Raw genomic sequence first — 19,279 nt, forward strand, 5'->3', positions numbered from 1 at the left:
CGTGCGCAGGATGGCCACCTGAACGAAGACGAGGTGCCTCTCTCCCATGCGTCCTCCCATTGACCAGGGCACGGTCCTCATCACCGGAGCGTCCGAGGGCATCGGCCGGGAGCTTGCCCGGCTGCTGTCGCGACGCGTTCGCACGTTGGTCCTCGTGGACCGAGACGTGGAGCGGCTGAAGCCGCTGCGCGAGGAGCTGCTGTCCCTCTATCCCACCCTGGGCGTGCTGCTCGAGCAGTGCGACGTCCGCGAGTCCCGCGACATCGACGCGCTCGTCGCCTCGCTGGAGTCGCACTTCGTCCGGGTGGATGTGCTGGTGAACACCGCCGCCCTGGGGCACCAGGGCCTGTACGCCGAAGCGCGCTGGGGTGGGCTCGAGGAGCTGCTGCGCGCGAATGTCTGGGTGCCCGCGCTGCTGACCCACCGGCTGCTCGCCCCCATGCTGGAGCGGGGGAGGGGCGGGGTGCTGAACATCGGCTCGGGCGCAGCCCAGCTCTTCCTGCCCGGCTCGACGATGTTCGCCGCCACGCAGCGCTTCCTGGACGGCTTCACGGAGTCGCTGCGGTTGGAGGTGGAGGGGCGCGGCGTGGTCATCACCCGCGTGGCGCCGGGGCCGCTGGGAGACGCGGGCGCCCAGGCCGTGGGCGCGGGCGTGGCGCCCTTCTTCCAGATTTCGCTGGAGCACTGCGCGCGTGTCGCCCTGGCGGCCTTCGAGCGGGGTGAGGCCCTGGTGTATCCGGGCTGGGGCCACCGGTGGGTGATGCGGTTGTTGCCCCTGCTGCCGCGCATGGTGAAGCGGGCCCTGGGACGGCTGGCGCTGCGGGGCGTGCGGCGCGAGGCCCTGGCCGCGCCCGAGGCGCTGCCGGTGGGGCTCGCGTCACCGGTGCTGCTGGCGCGCGAGCCCACTCCGGCATGACGTGACGGACTAGAGGCCGATCTCCGTCAGGCGCGCCTTCACGCGGGTGGCCTTCACGCCGGTGTTGGCCGTGCCGCGGCCGGACGAGTTGCCGCCCAGGCCGATGTGGTGCAGGCCGACAACCTGGTGCGTGGAGGACGAGAACACGGGCGAGCCCGAGGAGCCGCCCAGCGTGTCCGCGTCGTAGGACAGGTCCGTGGTGGAGTAGTTCGCGTTCTTCACCACGCCCGGCGAGGACTTCTTCGTCGGGGCGCAGCCGGACGTCGTGTAGTAGTCGCAGTTCTGGTGCACGACGTAGACGCTCGCGTTGGTGGCGGCGTTGGTGGTGGACACCGTCAGCCAGCCGTACACGTTGCCGGGCAGCTGGCCGTTCGTGGCCGAGCAGCGCACCGCCGTCATGTCATCACCGGACCACGTCTTGATGAACGTGGCGCAGTTGTACCAGATGCGATCCGCCGAGGCGACGCCGTCCTCGTAGTTGAAGGACACGCGCGCGCCCACGGCCTGGGACGCGCTGCCGATGCAGTGGTTGTTGGTGATGATGACGTCGGCGGAGACGAGCCACGCCGTGCAGCGGCTGCCCACCGCGGGGATGGACAGGTAGCCCACCGCCTTCGAGCGCGTGCGCTGCGTGCCCGTCAGCGTGGTGGCGCCCACCCAGTTCACCGAGCCGACGATGACCGTGGACTCCTGGGACTGGAGCGGCTCGTTCGCCTCCACATCGGGAACGTCGGGAGCCTGCTCGGTACCGCATGCCGACAGGGCACCCACCAGGAACAACGCACGCATGCTCTTCGCGATCATCGGGGGACTCCTCCACCACGCGCGGGATTGCGCGCCGCGTGGGCCCTGGCACACCCCGTGCCAGCGTCATCCAAGGGACACGCTCACTCGGGAGTCACTCACCCGCGCGCGCCCAGGTGGTGCGCGCGTGCTCCGGTTTGACGAGAGGCCATGTAAAGGCCCTTCGCGCCCCTCGGGACAAACCTCAGTGATTGTCGTGATTTACTTGTTTTTCATGGAGTGTCGCTTTTGTGGGCAGTCAGAGGGCCCGGTGTCCCGTGCCAGGACAGCGACGGAAAAATCCACGGGCCGCGCTCCGCTCCAGGCAGGAGGGGGCGCGGCCCGTCGACGACGCGAGGCGAAGGCCTGGGTGGCTCAGCCGATGATCATGTCCTCTCGCTCCAGGCTGCCTTCGGCGAAGCGGCGCAGGTTGAAGCGGGTGAAGAGTTCGTCGGACTCACCGGTGACCATCCACTTCGCCATCCGCTCGGCGACGGCGGGGGCCATCATGAAGCCGTGGCCGACGAAGCCGGACATCTGGAGGAGGTTGTCCAGGCCGGGGGTGCGGCCGAGGATGGGGTTGTTGTCCGGCGTCACGTCGTAGCAGCCGGCCCACTGGCGCAGCACCTTGACGTGGCCCACGTGGGGCATCTGCTCCATCAGCGCGCGGGCGAAGCGGGACACGAAGCGCAGGGTGCTGCCCATGTTGAGCCCCGCGGGCTCCTTCGGGTCTCCCATGCCGCCCACGATTTCGCCGCGCATGGACTGGCTGAAGTACAGGCCCGAATCGAGCACGGACACCAGCGGCCCCAGGAAGGGCTTGAGGGGCTCGGTGCTGAGGATTTCGTGACGGTGCGGCTCGTTGGGGAGCTGCACGTCGACGAGCTTCGCGACCTCGGGGCTCCACGCACCCGACGCGAGGACGACGGTGTCACAGGCGATGTCGCCCCGGTCCGTCTTCACCTTGCGCACCTGGCCGCCGCTGACCTCGAAGCCGGTGACGTCCGTGTACGTCTCCACGCGGACGCCCTTCTTCTTGCAGCCCTGCGCGTAGCCCCACAGGAAGGGCCAGGGGAAGATGACGCCGTCCTCGGGATTGAAGGAGGCCGCCACGCAGCCCTTCATCGTCAGGCCGGGGACGATGTCGCGCGCCGCGTCCGGGGTGACCAGCCGCGTGGGCACGCCGTAGCGGTTGTGCAGCGTGACGTTGCGCTCCAGTCGCTTGGCCACCGCGTCCGTCCGGGCCAGGAACAGGTAGCCGCCCTGGCGCAGCCAGACGTTGATGCCCAAATCCCGCGCGAAGCCCTTCATCAGGTCGATGGAGCGCTTGGCCAGCTCCACCAGCGCCGGAGTGCCCCACTGCATGCGCACGCCGCCGCCGTTGCGGCCGGACGCGCCCGCGCACAGGTAGCCGCGCTCCAGCACGACGACGTCCGTCTCACCTTCGCGCGCCAGGTTGTACGCGAGCGCGAGCCCCATGATGCCGCCGCCGATGATGACCACCTTGGCCTTGGCGGGCAGGGGCCCCTCGGGCCGCAGCGCGCTGGCGAAGGCGTCCACGTCCTGGGGCAGGCCGCCCACGGGAGGTTGGGACTCGTCCACCGGAGCGGAAGCCAAGAGGCGCAGCTCGGTGGGGAACAGGGGAGGGCGCGGCGTGAAGGGCACCACCGCGTCGGGCTTGAGGGCCTTCTCCTTCTCCAGCAGCGCGGCCACCGCCGACAGGCAGCTCTTGCCCTGGCAGATGCCGGTGCCAAAGCCGGTGTAGCGCTTCACCGACTCCACATCGCAATAGCCGCGCGAGACAGCGTGCCGCACGTCATCCGCGGTGACGTCCTCGCACGAGCAGATCATCGACTTGCTCATGACAGTCCTCCCACCAGCGTCTGTGCCGCGCGGCGTCCCGCGGCAGCGGCGTCCTTCGCGCTGCCTCCACCGGTGAGGTCGCCCGCCGCGAAGATGTCCGGGGCCTCGGTGCGTCCATCCGCGTCCGCCTCCACCCGGAACAGCCCGCGTCCGGCGTCGAACGACACCTTCGCGCCGCCCTGTCGCGCCAGCTCGAAGCTGGGGCTCACCGGCACGGACACCAGCACCGCGTCACAGTGCACCTTGCGCCTGCGGCCATCGCGAGGCGTGAAGCTGAACGCGCTCACGGAGCGCATGCCGTGGGCCTTGGGCTCGGCGCCTTCCACCGCCAGCGCGTGGGCCCCCGAGGGCGGAGGGCCCTTCAGGTCCACCACCGCGGAGAGCTTCACGCCGCGCTCCTCCAGGAGCCTGGCCAGGCCGTACAGCTCGTCGCCCCAGCCAACCAGCGCGGCGACCTTGGGCGCCACGTCGTGTCGGCGCAGCAACAGACTGGCCGCGCGCCCCGCGTAGACGCCGGGCAGGTCGTTGTTCTCGAAAGGCACCATGGGCGGGTGGCCGCCGGGCGTCAGCAGGAAGCGCTCCGCGTAGACCTTCAGGAGCCGCGTGCCCGTGGGCTCCCAGACGCCCACCGCGAGGAAGCGCCCCGCCTCGTCGTCATACAGGCCCAGCACGGTGGCGCGCGTGGTGAGGCTTGCCGGCGCGAGCGTGGCCACGTCCGTGATTTCGGGCGCGTCCCGCTCGGGCGCGCCGTGCGCGAGCCGTCCACCCACGTGGTCTTCGCGCTCGAAGAGGAGGAAGGGGATGCCACGCTCGGTCAGCTCCCGAGCGGCGGCGAGGCCCGCGGCGCCAGCGCCCACTATGGCCACGCGGGTGCGCACCGTGCGCGACTCGGGCGGCGTGGGGGCGGCCTCCTTGGGCAACAGGCCCAGGCCGGCGAGCTGGCGGGCGACCTTGGCCATCACCTGCTCGGCGACGGGCACGCCGGCGAACATCTCGTGGTGGTCCAGGCCCTTGGGAAAGAACCAGTCGATGGTCTCGAACACGTCCACCTTCGCGGAGGGGTACGCGTTCTGCCGCTCCAGCTTCATGCCCTCCCTGGCGGGCGTGCGGCACGTGTAGACGTTGGGCAGGCCATCCACGCGCATCAGGCAGTGCGAGCACGCGGCGGCGAAGCAGTAGGGCCCGCGAGGGCGGTGGTACTTCACGGAGCGGGCAAGCATGGGCTCGCCGGCGGCGACCAGGGAGCACGCCACCGGCTCGCCTTCGATGGCGGGGATGCTCTCGCCCTCGAGGTCCACGGTGATGGCCCTGCCGCGCAACGAGGCGTCTGGGAGGCGTCGCATGGGTGCCGCGCAAAATGGCGTACCCGGACCGGGTGGTCAAAGCCTGTCGAGGCATGACGCACCCCGGTCATGGGGGCCATCCGACAGTCGCGGTGATGGCGCGATGGAACTTCTCTAAGACTGCCGCTGAAACGACACCGGGGACCGTCACGGGCCGTCTGGGCTCGTGGCGATCCCCGGTGGGTGCCTCTCGGGAGAGCGGACGGTGCGCTGTCCGCCTCCTTTGACGCGCCGGGCAATCCCCGGCGGCGGTGCGTTAGACCGGCTGCTCGGTGTGCGGGTGGATGGGCTCCGGCATCCCACTGCCACGCGGCCGGTAGCCGAAGCGGGTGCGGATGACCGCGCCCAGGGCGACCAGGACGACCAGGGTGGAGACGATGGCCCCGAGCACGGGGATGGCGCCCACCACCATCAACACCAACAAGCCCAGCGCCAGCACCACCGCCTGCGTCTTGCGACCGCGCATCACCGGCAGCCGTGTGCCCAACTCGCTCGCCACCGCCGCGAAGCCGAGCGCCGCGGCCAGCGGGGCCGCCATCCAGAGCACCAGCGCGGCGGGGATTCCGATGATGGTGATGGCCAGCACCACCGTGAGGGGAATCATCGCCACGACTCCGAAGAGGCCGGTGAGTCCGCTCTGCACCGGACGGGCGCGAATCTCGTCACCCACCTGCTTCATCCGCGCCGGGAAGAACATCTGTCCCAGGAAGCCCAGTCCGAAGAGCACCGCGAAGGTCAGGATGAAGGTGGCCAGCCCGCCCTCGTTGTTGTTGTCGTCGTCCGAGTCTCGCTCCTCGTGCTCGTGGCGCGGGTTGCGCGACTCCTTGAGGCCTTCCTTGAGCTCGCCGGCGACGATGCGGCCGATGTTCGCGCCGCCGAAGGTGTTGATGCTTCCCTCCACGTCCGCGCCGTCCTCGCGCTCCACGTTGCCGCCGAAGGAGGACACGTCGCCTTCCACCTTGGCGCCGGGCTTGAGGACGACGTTGCCGCCGAAGGCGTGCGCGTCTCCCTCCACGTGGCCGTGGATGACCAGGTTGCCGCCGAAGGCGACCGCGTCGTTCTCCACGTGGCCCTTCACGACGAGGTTGCCGCCGTACACCACCGCGCTCTGGACGTTCTGGGCTTCCTTCACCTCGAGCGACTGTCCGCGCGCCACGACATTGCGGCCCCCGGAGCGGCGCGAGCGCTTCAGCTCGTCCCGCGTGCGGTGGATCTGCTCGCGGATCTGATCCCGCACCTCTTCCATCCCCTCCGCGTCGGAGCCGATGCCCTCCTCGGAGTGTCCCGACTCCGTGTCCGTCTCCTGAGCCAGGGGCGCCGGGGGCGCTGGAGGAGCCGCGGGCGTCGCCGCCACGGCGGGCGCGGGAGGAGCGGCGGGGGCGGGAGGAGCGGCGGGGGCAGGCAGCGCGTGGCCCTGCGCGCTGGCTTCCTTCTCATGCGGCGTCATGGGCCGCAGGGTGATGATGGAGCCGTCCTGCTCCATGCGCAGTGAGTAGGCGCGAGAGACGGTGCGCAGCGCCTGGTCGGCGGTGACGTGGCGCAGGTGCACCTCGGCGGGGACATCCAGGTCGCCGGTGACGACCAGGTTGAGGCCGCCCTTGTCGGCGATGGTCTTCAGCGCGTCGCGCAGGCTGCCACGGAAGCTGACGTCGATGCTCCTGGCGGCCGGCGCGGACGCCGCGCTGGGGGCCGGGGCGGACTCGGCGAGCGCGAGGGGGGCGCCCATGAGCAACGCGGGGAGAAGGAATCGAGGGGAGATCTTCATGGGTCGCTCAGGCTTCCGAGGGGGTGGGGGCGCTGCCTGCGAGCCGCTTGAGGCCTGCCAGGGACGTGAGGAGGAGGAAGGCGAGGATGGCCGCCACGGCCAGACCCTCGGTGGACCACAGCGCGCGGGCGCCACTCAGCACGCCCTCGGCGAACAGCCGTCCCTCCACGAGGAAGGACGCGACGCCCGTTCCCAGCCGACCGAGCGCCTGGTCGCTCATCACCAGGTAACCCAGCCCACCGAGCAGCGAGGTCATGAGGATGGCGAGCCCGGACCACACCTCGCGACGCTGCGGCACGGGCTCGGCCGCGACCCTCGCCATGACGCTGGCGACCAGGGTGGGTGGCGGAAGGGGGTCCGCCAGTCGGTACAGGTCCTGCTCCATCAGCCGGTGTTCTTCGAGGACGGCGGAGCACGCTTCACAGTCAGCGGCGTGGTCCAGCGCGGGGCCTTCTCCTTCTTCCAGCTCCGCGAAGAGGACCTCGAGGTCGGGACAAAGATGCGCGCTCATCGGGTGGCCTCCTCGGTGGTCATCTTCTTGCGCAGCTTCTCTCGGGCCCTGAAGAGGCGGGCCATGATGGTGCCAGGGGCGCACCCGAGGATCTGCGCGATCTCCTTCGTCGTGCGCTTCTGGACGTAGTAGAGCGCGAGGACTTCACGGTCGTCGACGGAGAGGGTGGCCATGGCGTCCTCGAGCGACTGACGCTCCTCGCGGGCGATGGCGCCTTCCTCCTGCGACGCCTCGCCGCTGGGGAGGACCTCCTTCATGGGCTCCAGCTCCTCGGTGCGCACCTTGGTGCGGCGCCGGAGCAGGTCCAGGCAGAGGTTGCGGGTGATGGCCAGCACCCACAAGTCGAAGGGGCGCGCGTCGTCGTACCGGTGAAGGTTCTGGTACGCGCGCAGCAAGGCCTCCTGGGACACCTCGGCGGCCTCCGCCTCGCTCTGCAGGAGCCGGAGGGCCAGGCCGTACACCTGGCGCTGGACGCTGCGCACCAGGGACTCGAAGGCGGACGGATCTCCCCGGCGGGCCGCCTGCACGTCGGCCTTCCAGGGGAGCGGGACGGCGTCGTCAGCCATCAGCATCCCGATGGCGTGGGCGAGCGTCCCGGGGGCGTCGTCGAGGGCAAGAGCGTTCACGTCCTGGTCTACGACGTGCGCGCTCCCCCATTGCGTTCAAACGGTTCATCCCCGTTGAAGTCTTATTTCTTTCGTGATTTCGGGCGCTTGGCCGCCGTCTCGGCGCGCGCGATTTCCTTGTTCGCCTTGCGCTGGCGCGCCTTCTCGCGGAATCCGAGCGGGGCAGGGGGCGCTTCCTTGGGGGCCTTCGGGGCGTTTGCCTGGTCGGCGAGCGACCGGCCCCTGGAGGGAGACGCCGAGACGTCATCCTCGCTCGAAGCGGACCGGCTCCGGGCGGGTGCCGCCGCCCATTCAGACGGGGAGCGACGGGTCGAGGGCCCTTCATCGCGGGATGACCCACGGTGGGCGGGAGCCTCGCTCCGGGGAGTGGAGGCGCGGCGGGTCGACGAAGGCTCGTCCTCGCGAGCGGCCCCGGCTCCACGGCGGGCGGGAGCCTCGCTCCGGGGAGTGGAGGCTCGGCGGGTGGACGAAGGCTCGTCCTCGCGAGCGGCCCCGGCTCCACGGCGGGCGGGAGCCTCGCTCCGGGAGGAGGACGCACGGCGGCTGGAGGGGAACTCCGTCCGCGGGGAGCGGGCTCGCTCCTCGTCACGGGTCTGCGGGCGGCGTGAAGACGTGGCGCCAGGACGCTCCGAGCCTCGCTCACCGTCGCGGACGGGAGGACCGCGGCGGCTGGACGGCGCGCCCTCGGCTTGACTCTCCTCGATGATGCGCGCGGTGCGCTCGCGCTGGGCGCGAATGTCGTCGGCGGTCTCTTCAGTGTACGCGAAGTGGAACAGGCGCTTGACGACGAGGGTGGCGTACGCGCCCGGCGGCAGGGTGAAGGCGACGTTGACCTTGATGTCCCCGCGGTTGATCTCATCCGGCTGGGTGCGGCCGACGACGAGCTTGTGCGGGAAGGAGAGCAGGGGCCGCTCCTCGTGCTTGAAGTAGAGCAGGCGCTCGGCGTCGGGGATGCGCAGGTCCGCCAGCGTCAGCTTCTCCCGGCTCAGCACCCAGTGGACGGCCTCTTCCACCTTGGGGTCCTTGAAGGTGGTGTCGGGGGCGAGCAGGGGGAAGGTGGCCTCGCGCAGCACGCGCAGCGTGTTCGCGTCCGCGTCGCGGTGGAACAGCAGCGTGCCGGCCTGGTAGCGCATGGGGAACAGCGACTCGCGCGGCAGCATCAACTGGAGGTAGCGCCGCACGCCCTCGTTCCAGAGGAAGCTCTGGAAGGTGAAGAGCTGCATCGCCCGGTAGTCCGAGTCGATCTGCAGGAAGGCCTTCATGAAGTCCTTGGGGTGGTCCCTCAAGGAGCGCAGCACGCGGTGGTACTTCCGGGTGCCCTCGAAGGGGACGCGCGCGTCCCACTGGCCCCAATTGTCGCGCCAGAAGGCCTTCACCTTGGCGTCCTCGGTGAAATCCAGCTCCGAGGGCTTGGCCAGGAAGTTGTGCAGCGCGGCCTCGAAGTCGCCCCGGATGAGGTCCTTGGCGATGAAGCCCTGGCCGTGCTTGAGCGAGCCGAAGCGCTGGCTGTCGAAGTAGTTGACCACGCCCAGGCGGTTGACCTCGGCGGCGGCCGAGTTGAGGGGGCCCACGGACTCCGGGCCCAGCGCTCGCACCGTCACGGAGAAGCGGTTGGAGGTGATGTTGGCCGAGGACAGGGCCTTGTTCGTGCGGCCCAGGAACTTCAGGCGCAGGTCGGGCTCCTGCATGTCCACGTCGGCGCCGTCCACCGCGATGATCTGCTCGGTGCGCCCCTGCTTGTCCTTCAGACCGCAATAGCTGATGGCGCCCGGCTTCAGGCCGAACGCGTCCCGCAGGCGGGTGACGGCGTCGAACGTGGACAGCTTCTGCTTGTCCATCAGGTAGACGCGGAAACGCCCTCCATCGACTTCATCGAAGCGGTATGATTCCTTGACGCTGAAGTCTTCGGGCTTCTGTTTGATTCTCACGGGCCCCCCTTACCAGTGTGGGACCCAGGAGAGAAGCGGGGCGGAGGGGCGGCTGGGGGGTGGACTCCCCCGGGTGACGCGCCGTCCCAGGAACTGGACGCTGACCAGCCGTGCAGCCCTTCGGAGGCCCTTCGGGTCGGACAGCCGCACCAGACGTTCCCTGTGAGGGAGAGGCTCTGGTAGTGTCCGCGCCGGTGAGGATTCGCGCGTGAGCCAGGTTCCCGCCCCATTCGCTCCGAAATCCGGGCAGCTTCGCGGCCCCCGGCTGACCGGGCGCTTCGCGGACGGCACTCTGGGGGAATTTCCCCTGGGGCCGCTGACGTCGCTCGGCCGCCATCCGTCCAACACGTTGCGCCTGGTCGACCGGGAGGTCTCCAAGGAGCACGCGACGATTGAGCGGCAGGGCAAGGACTTCGTCCTGAAGGACCTGGGGTCCTCGAACGGGACGTTCGTCAACGGCAAGCGGGTGAAGGAGCTGCGGCTGAAGGACGGGGACGAGATAGCCCTGGGCTCCTCGCGCCTCATCTTCCACAGCGGCGAGCCGGCGGTGAACCACACCGCGCCCACCGCGCCGGGCGTGACGGTGGTGGCCCAGTCGGTGTCCATGCCCGCCTTCCTGGCGCAGATGGACCAGGTGCCGCAGAACTTCCGCCCGGTGGAGCTGATGACGGACGTGGAGGCGCTGCGCCGCGACTACGAGAAGCTGCGCATCGCCCACGAGTTCCACCGGCAGGTGGGTCTGCAGGGCAGCCAGACGGCCCTGTTCGAGCAGATCCTCAAGGTCGCCTTCCAGCTCCTCGCGGCGGACCACGGCGTCATCCTGAAGGTCGCCGGGGACGGGGAGTTCATCCCGGCGGCGGTGCATCACCGCACGGGCAAGCCCGTCAACGTGATGCTCTCCGACACCGTGCTGAAGCGGGTGGTGGAGACGGGCAAGGCGGTGCTGACGGCGGACGCCATCATCGACGAGCGCTTCTCCGCGGCGGAGAGCATTGTCGCGCAGGGCATCCGTTCAGCCATGGCGGTGCCGCTGATGGTGAACACGAAGATCCAGGCGGTGCTCTTCCTGGACAGCCGGCAGCAGATCAACGCCTTCTCGGAGAAGGACCTGAACATCCTCTCCGGCATCGCCTCGCAGGCGAGCATCGCGCTGGAGAACTCGGCGCTGGGCGAGCAGATCCGCGCGGAGGCGGTGACACGCGCGGAGCTCAGTCGCTTCCTGTCCAAGGCGGTGGCGGACGCGGTGATCTCCGGCGAGACGGAGGACTTGAGGCAGAGCCGGCTGGCGGAAGTCAGCTGCCTGTTCGCGGACATCCGGGGCTTCACCACCATCTCCGAGAACGAGTCGCCCCAGGAAGTGGTGTCGATGCTGAACAGTTTCTTCTCGGCGATGGCGGACGTGGTGTTCCGCTACGAGGGGAACCTGGACAAGTTCATTGGCGACTGCGTCATGGCGGTGTGGGGTCCGCCGCTCTCGCATCCGGACGATGCGGCGCGTGCGCTGCGGGCGGCGCTGGAGATGCAGGACGCGGTGGAGGAGATCAACCGTCAGCGCGTCGCGATGGGGAAGGCGCCCATCGAGGTGGGCATCGGCATCAACACCGGTCAGGCCGTCGTGGGCTACATGGGCAGCGCGGAGCGGCATGAGTTCACTGCCATCGGGGACACGGTGAACACGGCTTCTCGACTGTGCGGCATGGCGAAGAGTGGCGAGGTGCTCGCGTCGGAGTCGACGGTCCGCAAGTCCGGGCCTGGCTTCGACGTGGAGGAGCTGAAGGCGCTGCAGGTGAAGGGCAAGGAGAAGGCCGTTCCCACGTATCGTGTCCACGGCGTGGAACACACGACCGCTGCTTCCCCGCGCCGCGCATGACGACGACCCAGGAGTGTCCCAACTGCGGGATCCAGCACGATACCCGGGTCTATGTCAGTGGGCAGAAGGTGGCGTGCCGCTGCGGCATCCGCTTCGAGGTGCGGCGTCAGGACGCGAGCGGCGCTCGCGCGACGTCCCACATCACCGTTGCCCCGCACCGCGCGCAGGGGGCTCCGGAAAACACCCGCGACACCGTGGTGCCGGGGCTTGGCCCCGACGAGCGCGCCCCTCGAAGCACGACGAGCTACGCGAACGGCGGGGCCCTCCGGGACGCCTCGCTGCTGGAGGAGCGCGAGCCCCCGCGTGACGAGCCCGGCTCGGTCCATGGGCGCGTGACGCTGGTGGGCGGAACGGCGGCGAGCAGGGGCCCGCTGGCGAGTGGCATCGAGGTGCTGGGCGTGAATTCCGGCGCGGCGCCCTCGTCGAGCACGGGTGCTTCTCCGAGCGACATGGCGCTTCCCGGGGTCCCACTTCCGGGCGCGGACGTGGTCCCTCCCCTCAATGCCAGCATCGGGCCGAGCGGTGTGGCCATGCCGTCCGCCACACCCGGCCTGGAGGTTCCCGTGGGCGCGACGGTGGTTCGCTCGTCGACGCCGACGGGCCGTGGCAACGCGGACTCCGACTTGAACGTCCACGAGGTGGACACTTTCGTGGCGGCGTCGCGGGTGTCGCTGCCGGGGTTCGAGCTGCTGGAGTTGCTCGGCCGCGGCGGCATGGGCGAGGTGTGGCTCGCGCGGCAGACGTCGCTGGGTCGCACGGTGGCGGTGAAGCTGTTGCCGCCGAAGCTGGCGAAGGACCCGGAGTTCGTGGCTCGGTTCGAGAAGGAGGCCACCGCGCTGGCCGCCCTCAACCACCCGAACATCGTGCAGATCATCGACCGGGGCGTCGCGGGCGAGCACTACTACTTCGTCATGGAGTTCGTGGAGGGGCGCTCGCTGAGAGAGGCCATCTCCGCTGGCGCGCTGTCGCCGCAGCAGAGCCTGAGGCTGATGCTCCAGGTGGCGCGCGCCGTCGAGTGCGCGCACGACAAGGACATCATCCACCGCGACCTCAAGCCGGAGAACATCCTGCTGGACGGGCGGGGCAACGTGAAGGTTGCGGACTTCGGGCTGGCGGGCATCCGTCAGTCGGAGTCCCGGTTGCAGCTCACCGCGACGGCGGTGGCCATGGGCACGCTGAACTACATGGCCCCGGAGCAGCGGCGCGACGCGAAGAACGTGGACGGTCGCGCCGACCTGTTCTCGCTGGGAGTGGTCCTCTACGAACTGCTCACCGGGGATGTGCCCCTGGGGCGCTTCAAGCTGCCGTCCCAGCGCGTGGCGGGGTTGGATTCGCGCGTGGACCTGGTGGTGGAGCGCCTGCTGGAGACGGACCCGGAAGCCCGCTACGAAAAGGCGGGGGAGTTGTGCGCGGCGCTGGAGACGATGATCTCCACCTCGTCCGCACCGGGCCTGATGACGGGCATCCAGCCGGCACGCCAACTGGCGACCGCGCGCGCCCCGACGACGAGCCAGATTACCCGTCGCCTGCGCATGGGCTGGCGCCAGGTGCGCAGCGGGCTGTCCATCGTGGGCGGGCTCGCGGTGATTGGCCTGGCGGCACGGGTGTTCATGGACGCGTCGGGCCAGAACGGTTCCGAGCGGACCTCCTCCGAGCAGGGCAGGAAGGTGCGCACGCCCACCCGGCCGTTTCCGCCGAACACGTACGGCGAGGCCTTCACCTCGTCGAGCGTGGCGTTGGCCCAGAAGCCCGGCGGGGAGACCCGGTTCGGCGTCACCTTCGAGGGCCAGGGCACCGAGGAACTCAACCTCCACAGCGGGCGGTGGGTGATCGAGGAGGGTGAGCTCAGGGCGTGGCAGGGCGGCCTGGATGCCTCGGGACGGAGGCTGGTGCCGCGCGCGTACGTGGCGCACCGCTACTTCGCGGCCGACGACTTCGACGCCCAGGTGTTGATGGACGTCAAGCCGCTCGGGGACGAGTACCCCGAGGAGCCGGACGCCCAGCACTACGGCGAGCTGTCCTTCCGCATCAAGGACCTCCAGGTGTCGGCCTTCGCCATTCCGGGCGTGGGGATGCGCCTGGCGTGGCGCTACTTCACCGAGGATGGCCACGAGGTGGTGGGCAACAGCGCGCAGGACACGGACGGGCTCGTCGAGGACGAGATGCCGTTGCCCTCGACAGGGCCCTACTTCGTGCGGCTGAAGCTGAGCCCGAAGGCGGAAGGCGTCGTGCTCGCGGAGGGCTTTCTCGGCAAGCAGCGCTTCGCCCGGAAGCTGCTTCCGGGCCTGAAGAACCGCGTCGGCAAGGTGGCGGTGGGGTGCCGCAACCTGGCCTGCACCTTCGACGACCTGTCGGTGAAGGGACAGTTGAAGGAGCGTCCTCCCCGCCAGGCGGTCGCGGGCCAGGAGCAGTAGTCCCCCGGGGCCAGCTCCGCCCCGCGCGCCGGTCTCCTGTTTCGGACACTCCACTCGCATCGCGCCTCGCCTCGGGGCCTTGTGGAGCGGGCAAGTGTTCTCCTGCCGAGGGCTGTCCTCGGGGAGACGGGTTCTCGCCCTGGACGACCTTGCGCGGGCTTCGCGGGCGTCCCACTTTCTTCCGGTGTTCGGGGCCCTGGGGGCTCCGGTCGAGCTGCCGGGGGACGGGATGGAATTCTGGCGCGTCGTGTTGGCGCCCATCTATGCGGCGTTCCTGGCGGCGCTCGTCGTCGCGGCGTTCACGTTTGGACGGCGAGGCGCGCGAGCCCGCATCCCGCGACTTCCACTGGTCTGGTTCGGCATGCTGGCCCTGGGCGCGCTCGCGCTGGTGTTGCGCCTGGGGGAAGGCGGTGCGCCGACGCTCCTGTCGGACGAGGCCGTTGGCAAGTCCCTGGCGCTCGCGCTGCTGGTGGTGGCGGCGCTCCTGGCGGTGCGTGGCACGCGGGTGCGCTCGGGCGCGGACCTGCTGCGCGGCACGGTGCCCCAATCGCTGGACGAGGCCGTGGCGACGCTGCGCTCCGGTGAGGCGCCGCGCTGGGGCGTCTACCAGGGCACGCTCGATGCCGACGAGGTGCTCACGTCACCGGGCGGCATGCCCTGCGCCTTCTTCGAAGCCGAACTGCGCGAGGTGGCGGCGGACGGTCGGAAGGGCGCGCTCCTGTCGCGAGAGCGGGCCTATTCGCCCGCGCTGACGTTGCGAGGCGCACAGGTCCGAGCTCACGTGAGGTTCTCTCCCGCGTCGCTGATGGCGCCGATGCGGCCTCGTCGCTGTCGGACGCTGTCGGTGATGCCGCCCTCGTCCTGGTACGAAGAGGTGCCCGTGAGTCCGGAGGGGCGCGGGCTGTCGGGCGCGAGCGAGGCCGACGATGAGGCTCGGGCGCTGTCCTGGGAGCGCGTGGGGAGCGCGGGCGACACCTGCTTCGTGGTGGGCGAGCTGCGGCGCGGCGCTCGCGAGGGCACCTACGAGCTGAGGGGCCGGCGGGGCGGGGCGGCGATGGTGGTGCTGGGCTCGGACGCCGACGTCACGAGGGGCACCCTGGCACGCCTGGCCTGGAGGCACTTCGCGGCGGCCGGAGCGATGTCCATGGCCGCCGCGTTCATGCTGTCGCGCTCGATGTGAGCCGCGCTACGGCGTGGACGGACCCCACGCCGTGGAGAACACGAGCTGCTCCTGGCTGTCGGCGAGCCGCACGGTGAAGGTCCGCTCGATTCCGCCGAGCCCCCGAGGCGTGCTCTTCGCCAGCTCCGCCAGCACCGCGCCGGCCGTGCGCAGGTGGAAGCCCGTGTTCCACAGGCCCTCCAGGTCGCTGTGCACCGTGCGCAGCTCCTCGCCGCTGCGGCGCTCCTCGATGGAGCGGCGCAGGCGCACCAGGCCGTCCACGAAGCGGCGGCACTTGGCCAGCGTGTTGCGGTTCTTGTCCGTGACTTCGGCGAAGCTGAAGTTGCCACCGGGCGGCTGCCACGTCTTCTCGCGCAGGAGCAGGCCCGAGGCGAGCTGCTTCACCGTGGAGTCCCGCTCGATGAACCACGCGGCGATTTGCGCGGCGCGGGTGGGGGAGAGGTCTCCGGACAGGAAGCTGCCCTTGTTCATCACCTCGGTGAGGTACGACTCCCAGATGGGCGCGTAGACGAGCTTGCGGAACTCCGAGGACACGCGGGCCGTCTGCTCGCTCCACGGCATGGCGCGGGCGAGGGCGCGTGAGAACAGCTTGAGGTCGAACGTCTGGAGCCGGGGCACCAGCTCGCGCAGCATGTCGTCGGACACCTTCAGCTCGACTTGCGTCTGCACGTCCGTCTTGCCCAGGTGCGCGTCGAGCTTCGCCGTGACGCTGGCCGCGTCATTGGCGTCCAGCACACCCCAGACGACGGCGTCGTCCACCGCCTGCTGCAGCTCCTGCTTCGTCAGCTTCTTCTTCTGCCCCCACAGGAGCATGTGCAGGCCGTAACGGAAGTCCGACGCGGCCGGGGCCTGGGCGAAGGACTCCATGTCCGCCCGGAAGTCCACCGCCCAGCGGTTGCGGTGGCCCATCAGCGCGTCCTCGTACGTGCGCTGCCCCAGGAACGCCTGCCGCCGCGCGCCCTGCGTGTTCTCCTGCGACACCCAGGTCTGCTTGAGCGAGCCGCGCGCCTTGAACACCTCGAAGGTGCCCAGGCTCAGCGAGAAGCCCACGGTCTGCTGGAGCGTGAAGGACGCGGTGTTGAGGTAGTTCTTCAGGGTGAACCTGCCCGCGTTCTCCGGCGCGCGCAGCCACGACATCAGGTCCACCAGGTTGCCGAGCACCAGCTGGCCGTGGAAGTTCAGCGCGGTGGCCTCGTCCAGCTCGACTTCGAGCAGCGTGGAGGACTCGGAGATGCGCAGGTATTCGTACTGGAAGGCGGCGCCGATTCGCGCCTTCACCACCTTCTCCAGCGCGCCCTCCACCTTCTGCTTCAGCTCCTCCCACTCCTGCTTCAGGTGGTCCAGGTTGACGAGCTGCGGGTCCAACCCCAGCCGCTCCAGCACGGTGCGCAGCAGCGCCAGGTCCTCCGAGGAGGCCACCTTCTGAAGGGCCTTGTCGATGAGCTCCTCGACCTTGGCCTCGGCCTGTCCCGCGAGCGCGGACAGCACTTCCTTGAGTCGGGCCTGCACGGCCTCTGGGTCCGCGAAGGCCACCTGGATGCCCAGGCCCGCGCCCTGCGTGGCCTCGTGGGACTTCGCCTTGCGCACCGCGAGCTGGAGACGGCCCGGGCTCGGACGGGAGAAGCTGAGCTGGTAGTCGTCAGTGAGCGAGACGCGCGCGCGCACCAGCGCGACGATGGACGTCTTCAGCTCGATGAGCTCGCTGTTCCGGACGAAGGACAGGTCTCCCAGGTTGGTGGTGAAGAGGTCCGCCCAGCCCAGGTCCAGCCCCGTCTCCAGCATGCCGCGCACCCGCCACGACAGCGCGTCACCCGTCCCCAGCTTCGTCAGGTCCGTCGAATTCACCAGCAGGCGCGGCGAGGCCAGGTCTTCTTTCGCGGCCTCGCGCATGTTGCGCGCCAGCGGATGCGCGCGGTAGTCGCTGAGCGTGGCGGACAGCTCCGTCTTCCCATTGGCGGAGACGAAGGAGTAGCGGCCGGATGCCCCCGCCTTCACGAGGCCGGTGGCCTGATAACGCATCCACCCCTTGTCGCCGCCCAGGAGGAGCTGCGGACGCGGCGAGTCCGAGGGCGGGGCGTTCGCCGCTGCCGCCTCACCGACGATGCCGTTCTCGTCCACGTCGCCGGAGGAGTTGAAGTTGCGGACGGTGGCCTCGGCGCTGGCCTCGAAGGAGAGCGCGAAGTCCCCCAGGTTCAGCTTCGGCGGGAGGATGCCCTCGCGCGTGAGGCCCTCCTGCGCCAGCGTCACCCGGATGTCCTGGTCCTGGAGCTTCACGTCCGGAATCTTCTCGGCCAGCTCCGCCGGCAGGTTCGCCAGCGTCTCAATCACCTTCATGTGAAGCCCCCTCGACCTGCATGGAAGTGCCGTCCCAGCATGCTCCAGGTTATCCCGGGAGGCACGTGCTGTCGGCTTCGAGGTGGAGTCCAGGGCTGGCCCGGCTGGCTGCCTGGGCGCGAGGGGGTGGGCCCGCGGGGAGGAAGGTCACACCTCGTCGCCGAGGCCGTATTCCTTGAGCTTCCGGGCCAGGGTGTTGCGGCCAATCTCCAGCACCTTCGCCGCGGCCGTGCGGTTGCCCTTCACCGAGTCCAGGACGCGCAGGATGTGGAGGCGCTCCACCTCCGCGAGTGGCAGCAGTCCGGCCTCGGCCGATGAGGGACTGGCCGTCGCGCGAGCGGGGTCCGCCATCGACTGGGGCGCCGTGCTGGCGGGAGGCAACCGGTCCATGTCGGGCAGGGGGAGGTGCTCCTCGAGGATTTCGCCCTCGCACAGCACCACCGCGCTCTCGATGCAGTTCTCCAGCTCGCGCACGTTGCCGGGCCAGCGGTAGCGCTTGAGTCGCTCCAGCGCGAGCGGGCTGAGCCGGGGCGGAGGCAGCCGGTGACGTCGCGCCACGGCGGCGACGAAGTGCCGGGCCAGTCGCTCGATGTCCTCCGCGCCGCGCTCGCGCAGCGGGGGCAGGACGACCTCGACGACCTTGATGCGGTAGTAGAGGTCCTCGCGGAAGCGTCCCTCCGCCACCATGCGCGCGAGGTCCCTGTGCGTGGCCGCGACGATGCGCACGTCCACCTTGATGGCCTGGGTGCCGCCCACGCGCTCGAACTCGCGGTCCTGGATGACGCGCAGGAGCTTGCCCTGCACGGGGAGGGGCAATTCGCCAATCTCGTCGATGAACACCGTGCCGTTGTCCGCCGCCTCGAACTTGCCGGGCATGCGGTGGTCCGCGCCGGTGTAGGCGCCGCGCTCATGGCCGAACAGCTCGTTCTCGATGAGCGTCGCGGGCAGCGCGGCGCAGTCCACCTTGACGAAGGGCTTGTCGCGGCGCGGCCCGTTGACGTGGACGGCGCGCGCGAAGAGCTCCTTGCCACTGCCGCTCTCTCCGCGCAGCAGCACGGTGGCGTCGGTGGGCGCGGCCTTGCGCACCAGCCGGTAGATGGCCTGGAGCTGCGGGGACTCGCCGATGATTCGGTTGAAGAAGTAGCCCACCGGGGCGTGCGGCTGGTCCTTCGCGCGCTGGAGCTCCTGGTACAGGCTGGTGCTCTGCAGGGCGGTGCTCACCTGCGAGGCAATCGCGTCGAGCCGCTCGGTGTCCTCCGGGGTGAAGCGATCTCCCCCGCGACGGTTGAGCACCTGGAGCACGCCGTACAGCGCGCCGTCCGCGTCGCGCAGGGGCACCGCCAGCAGGCTGGTGGTGCGGTAGCCCGTCATCCGGTCGATGTCCGCGAAGAAGCGCTGCTCTCCGCGCGGGTCCGGGACGTTGATGGAATGGCCCTCCTGGGCCACGGTGCCCGCGACGCCCTGGCCCAGCTTCACGCGAATCTGCGACACCTCCGGCAGGTGCGCCGCGCGGCTGAACAGCTCCCGGCGCGCGGGGTCCAACAGCCACAAGGTTCCCCGGTCCGCCTGCATGGTGGCGGCGATGCGGTCCATCAACGTCTGGAGGAATGCATCCAGGTCCACCTCTCTGCCGACGAGCGCTCCAAAGGGGAGGAGGACCTGGGTGATGTCCGCGGCAGGGGGCATGGTGGGCAGTGGCGGGAGGATGAAGGCCGACGCGTCACCATAGCATTCGAGTGGCATCGT

The 19,279-nt window shown here is 70.1% G+C and carries 13 protein-coding genes; 4 read left to right on the top strand and 9 right to left on the bottom strand.

Translation table 11 applies throughout. The features are described from left to right. Positions 1-46: 46 nt before the first annotated feature. Positions 47-916, top strand: coding sequence for an SDR family oxidoreductase (locus HUA78_RS34200; RefSeq protein ID WP_174478080.1), 870 nt, complete (start codon positions 47-49; stop codon positions 914-916). Between the two features lie 9 nt (positions 917-925). Here the strand turns inward: HUA78_RS34200 and HUA78_RS34205 are convergent, their stop codons facing one another. From HUA78_RS34205 to truD, 7 genes are all read right to left on the bottom strand, one after another. After that, positions 926-1,720: a serine protease gene (locus tag HUA78_RS34205; protein WP_141645162.1), complete on the bottom strand. Its 795-nt coding sequence runs from the start codon at positions 1,718-1,720 to the stop codon at positions 926-928. Positions 1,721-2,074: 354 nt separating this feature from the next. Then, the gene (locus tag HUA78_RS34210) at positions 2,075-3,562 is read right to left on the bottom strand and encodes an FAD-dependent oxidoreductase (RefSeq protein ID WP_141645163.1); all 1,488 of its coding nucleotides are present in this window, start codon (positions 3,560-3,562) and stop codon (positions 2,075-2,077) included. Then, entirely contained in the window at positions 3,559-4,905 is a 1,347-nt protein-coding gene (locus HUA78_RS34215; RefSeq protein WP_174478081.1) for a 2Fe-2S iron-sulfur cluster-binding protein, read from the bottom strand. Before HUA78_RS34215 ends, HUA78_RS34210 begins: the two co-directional genes overlap by 4 nt. A gap of 256 nt (positions 4,906-5,161) precedes the next feature. Next, a complete protein-coding gene (locus HUA78_RS34220; protein WP_174478082.1) occupies positions 5,162-6,670 on the bottom strand; it encodes a polymer-forming cytoskeletal protein in 1,509 nt (502 codons plus the stop codon). A gap of 7 nt (positions 6,671-6,677) precedes the next feature. Continuing rightward, positions 6,678-7,181: a hypothetical protein gene (locus HUA78_RS34225; RefSeq protein ID WP_141646236.1), complete on the bottom strand. Its 504-nt coding sequence runs from the start codon at positions 7,179-7,181 to the stop codon at positions 6,678-6,680. Beyond that, positions 7,178-7,747, bottom strand: coding sequence for an RNA polymerase sigma factor (locus tag HUA78_RS34230; RefSeq protein WP_174459296.1), 570 nt, complete (start codon positions 7,745-7,747; stop codon positions 7,178-7,180). Before HUA78_RS34230 ends, HUA78_RS34225 begins: the two co-directional genes overlap by 4 nt. Positions 7,748-7,869: 122 nt before the next feature. Then, on the bottom strand, positions 7,870-9,735 hold the full coding sequence (gene truD / locus HUA78_RS34235) for a tRNA pseudouridine(13) synthase TruD (RefSeq protein WP_174478083.1): 1,866 nt from the start codon (positions 9,733-9,735) through the stop codon (positions 7,870-7,872). 208 nt (positions 9,736-9,943) lie between these two features. On the opposite strand from truD, the gene HUA78_RS34240 reads away from it, so the two are divergent. The 3 genes from HUA78_RS34240 (at position 9,944) to HUA78_RS34250 (ending at position 15,199) form a co-directional block, all read left to right on the top strand. After that, entirely contained in the window at positions 9,944-11,605 is a 1,662-nt protein-coding gene (locus HUA78_RS34240; RefSeq protein ID WP_141646233.1) for an adenylate/guanylate cyclase domain-containing protein, read from the top strand. Then, the gene (locus HUA78_RS34245; RefSeq protein WP_174478084.1) at positions 11,602-14,019 is read left to right on the top strand and encodes a serine/threonine-protein kinase; all 2,418 of its coding nucleotides are present in this window, start codon (positions 11,602-11,604) and stop codon (positions 14,017-14,019) included. The genes HUA78_RS34240 and HUA78_RS34245 overlap by 4 nt, the downstream gene beginning before the upstream one ends. Before the next feature lie 229 nt (positions 14,020-14,248). Beyond that, positions 14,249-15,199 (top strand): hypothetical protein, encoded by a 951-nt coding sequence (locus HUA78_RS34250; protein WP_174478085.1) that lies wholly within the window; start codon positions 14,249-14,251, stop codon positions 15,197-15,199. Positions 15,200-15,205: 6 nt separating this feature from the next. On the opposite strand, the gene HUA78_RS34255 is transcribed toward HUA78_RS34250, so the two are convergent. Together HUA78_RS34255 and HUA78_RS34260 are read right to left on the bottom strand one after the other, a co-directional pair. Then, positions 15,206-17,533 (bottom strand): hypothetical protein, encoded by a 2,328-nt coding sequence (locus HUA78_RS34255; RefSeq protein ID WP_174478086.1) that lies wholly within the window; start codon positions 17,531-17,533, stop codon positions 15,206-15,208. Between the two features lie 147 nt (positions 17,534-17,680). Further along, on the bottom strand, positions 17,681-19,276 hold the full coding sequence (locus tag HUA78_RS34260; RefSeq protein ID WP_174459282.1) for a sigma 54-interacting transcriptional regulator: 1,596 nt from the start codon (positions 19,274-19,276) through the stop codon (positions 17,681-17,683). Between the last annotated feature and the right edge of the window lie 3 nt (positions 19,277-19,279).

Origin of the sequence: Myxococcus sp. CA033 (assembly GCF_013336625.1) — a bacterium.
GTDB lineage: Bacteria > Myxococcota > Myxococcia > Myxococcales > Myxococcaceae > Myxococcus > Myxococcus llanfairpwllgwyngyllgogerychwyrndrobwllllantysiliogogogochensis.